At 51.2% G+C, this 2752-nt stretch carries 4 protein-coding genes; all 4 read right to left on the bottom strand.

From position 1 onward, the window contains the following. Window positions 1-630: PcfB family protein (locus LIQ05_RS19075; RefSeq protein ID WP_226822897.1), on the bottom strand; the 630-nt coding region annotated here is incomplete at its 3' end. 5 nt (window positions 631-635) lie between these two features. Continuing rightward, window positions 636-1925 carry a relaxase/mobilization nuclease domain-containing protein gene (locus tag LIQ05_RS19070; RefSeq protein WP_226822896.1) on the bottom strand — a complete coding sequence of 430 codons (1290 nt, stop codon included), beginning with the start codon at window positions 1923-1925 and terminating at the stop codon, window positions 636-638. Window positions 1926-1928: 3 nt separating this feature from the next. Beyond that, entirely contained in the window at window positions 1929-2237 is a 309-nt protein-coding gene (locus tag LIQ05_RS19065; protein ID WP_019162193.1) for a plasmid mobilization protein, read from the bottom strand. A 126-nt stretch (window positions 2238-2363) separates the two neighbouring features. Further along, a partial coding sequence (locus tag LIQ05_RS19060; protein WP_226822895.1) for a DUF3789 domain-containing protein occupies window positions 2364-2752 on the bottom strand: 389 nt, incomplete at its 5' end.

Genomic DNA, 2752 nt, shown 5'->3' with positions numbered 1-2752 from the left:
GGAAGAGCCGGACAGATTCTCTTCCCCCTCTTCCTGCACCGGGATAAAATTTTCCGGTTCGGAAAACTCCTTTTCGGGATGATTCTGGTTCTTTTCCTCTTCAGAAAAGTCCATGTCACCGACCTGGAATGCTTCGTCCAGATCGCTGATTTCAAACTGCACCTCGCCCTCCGGCATCTGCACAGTTTCCTGTACTGCTTCGGTTTCCGGTGCTTCCATTCCGGCGGTTACCTCATGGACAGCTTCCCCGACTTCGCTCCTTACAAAATCAAGGTTCATCTTATCCATGACACGGTTGACTTTGGCTGCATCATCGGCAAAGACCATGACCTCGCTCATCTCCGGGTTCTTTTTATCCCGGATGATCACATAGAGCAGTCCTCGTTTCCTGCCCTCACTGCAGAATTCACGCAGGCGGTCAGATGGCACAGTGAAGAACTTCAATGGCTTGTTCTCCTTTAACATCCGCACCATTCTGGTCTTGCCCCTCGTTTTCTTCTGGTCTTTTAATACGGCGGCAACAAATACCGCCAGATGCTTTGCCAGCGTACCCGAAAGCCTGAGCCCGTGGTCCACGCCGTCTAGGGAATACCGGACGATCTGGTCCGCCGCATCGCCTCCATAATTCATGTTGTTCACCTGCTTTCTGTTCTCGGTTTTCTGTTTTTCTCCGTCTGTTCTTCTTCCTGTCTCTGGATCTGCTCTGCCAGACGCATCTTTTCTTCCATCTCCTGGGACTGCTGTTCGATCCGGATACAAATGCGGATATCCTTTCGAAGCGGCTTCAGTTCTTCGGTGATCTGACCGATCCTGACACTGTCCGGTTCGCTCCGGTAGAGCCGCTTCCGCTCTTTCGTGAGTGCCTGTACCCTCTCTTCCAACGATGTGCGGTAGGCGAGTAGCTCTTCACGGCTAGTAATCTGATGCTTCTGTAGAAATTCCATCTGCTCGATCCTGGCATCCAGTTTTCGGATGTCTGCCCGGAGCACCGGGGAGATCCTTTTCGGCTTCTGCTTTAGTGCACCCATCTGGTACAGATAGGAATAGTACAGGGCCTGTATCCCTTTTAACTTCTTTTTCGGGAATCTGGAATCTCCTTCTTTTCCAGCAGGTATCCTGCTCTTGGGCTGCAAGATCCACTGCCGGATGCTCTCTTCCGAGTAATGCTTCCCAAGGCTCCGCAGACGGATATACCGTTCCATCCCCGGTGCTTTTAATGCAATGTACTTCCGGTTCAGCTTCCACTGGTATCCCCTCTGCTTCATCTGTTCCAGAAACTGTTTCCATGTGAAGCTCTCTGCCACAGCATCCCGGATGTCCAGACGGATCGAGGTTCTCCAGGTCGGCTTTCCGTCCTGTTCTGCCATCCACTGTGCATAGGATTTCCCTTTGCCGTTTTTCGGTTCGATGACAGATAAGCCGTATTTCAGGCATAAGGCATCCGAAGCTTTCCGCACATCCTCATAGTAACTCCTGCTGTTGCTGTGGTACTTTTTCCCATCTTCCATGCTCACGGAATTAAACACGATGTGGTTGTGGTAATGCTCCGTATTCAGATGGGTGGTGATGACTGCTTCGTATTTTCCCTGAAGGAGCCTTTCTGCCATTTCCATGTCGATCTGGTGAGCAAGCTCCGGGGTGACTTCCCCTTTGACAAAGCTCTGCACCAGATGGTACCCCTGTACTCCGTCCATCTTGTGGTATCGTTTCTTCGTAGCTACCATATCTTGATAGGCAGTCTCACAGACGCAGCCGATGGCATCCTCAAAAACGGAACGCTCCGTCTTGTCCCGATTCATGGCGTAATCGATGGCTTCTTCCAGAGAGCCGGCACTCTGCCCTTTCTTGGTGGTCTTATCCTTGTTTCGGATGTACGTGATGGAATTGTCCAGACGGCTGACCGGGATGATACTGGTGTATGCCATCGGCTACCATTCCTCTTTGACCAGCCTCCATGTCTCTTTCGTCATGCGGAGCATTTCCCGGATACTCTCTTCCCCGGCCATCCCACAGCCGTTGGCTACATGGGCAAGCTGATTGGCGTTGTTGCACAGACCGGATATTTTCCGCAAAAGCTCCGTATGATGCTCACAGGGTCTTGCCCGGACTTCGCCACCCATGACAATGGAACGGATGTATTCCTCACGGGACAGGCCGCTTTTTTCTACCTGCTCTTCCAGAAAACGCAGCTCTTTTGCATTGAGGCGGACTGGTATCACATGGTTCCTTTTTCTCATCTCTTCACCTGCTTTCCAACGGGTTATTGGTTGCGTCATTACATTTCACGATTTTTCCAGATCAGGAAACCTGCCAGGACGCCGATGGCTACCGCTGCAGCAATGATCTTTTTCTTCATATGGGCCTCACCCCCTTTCCGATACCTGGCACAGCTCCATCGGGGCGAACATGATCCCTCTCTTTTCCATCTCTTTTGCGAATTCCAGGAGGTTCCATTTTTTCCCATCAATCATAGCAGAATCGGCATCCAGATAGTGGCAGGTGGATACGTTCCGCTCTCCATTTGGGGCATTCTGCACAAGGCTTTCCCCGTCTGCCAGACGGAACAGTTCCTCTCCCTGGCTGTTTACAAAACAGATGCACACGCCGTGGTCAATGATCTCCTTTGGTTTCATCCGGCACCGCTCCAGTGCCTCATCCTCACGTTTTCCAGCTATGAAAAGACACATTGCAAAAACGCCCATTACTCCTCCGGTCATTGTGCCAAGTATAAATCCCAACATTTTTTCGTTCT

It is taken from the genome of Blautia glucerasea (assembly GCF_020537505.1).
Lineage (GTDB): Bacteria > Bacillota > Clostridia > Lachnospirales > Lachnospiraceae > Blautia_A.
The sequence above is the reverse complement of the archived record's forward strand: the minus strand, read 5'-3'. Positions and strand labels throughout refer to the sequence as shown.

What these genes read in the sequence shown, in the direction of transcription:
- LIQ05_RS19070 (WP_226822896.1), bottom strand. Translation starts at nt 1,925, where the DNA reads ATGGCATACACCAGTATCATCCCGGTCAGCCGTCTGGACAATTCCATC.
- LIQ05_RS19065 (WP_019162193.1), bottom strand. Translation starts at nt 2,237, where the DNA reads ATGAGAAAAAGGAACCATGTGATACCAGTCCGCCTCAATGCAAAAGAG.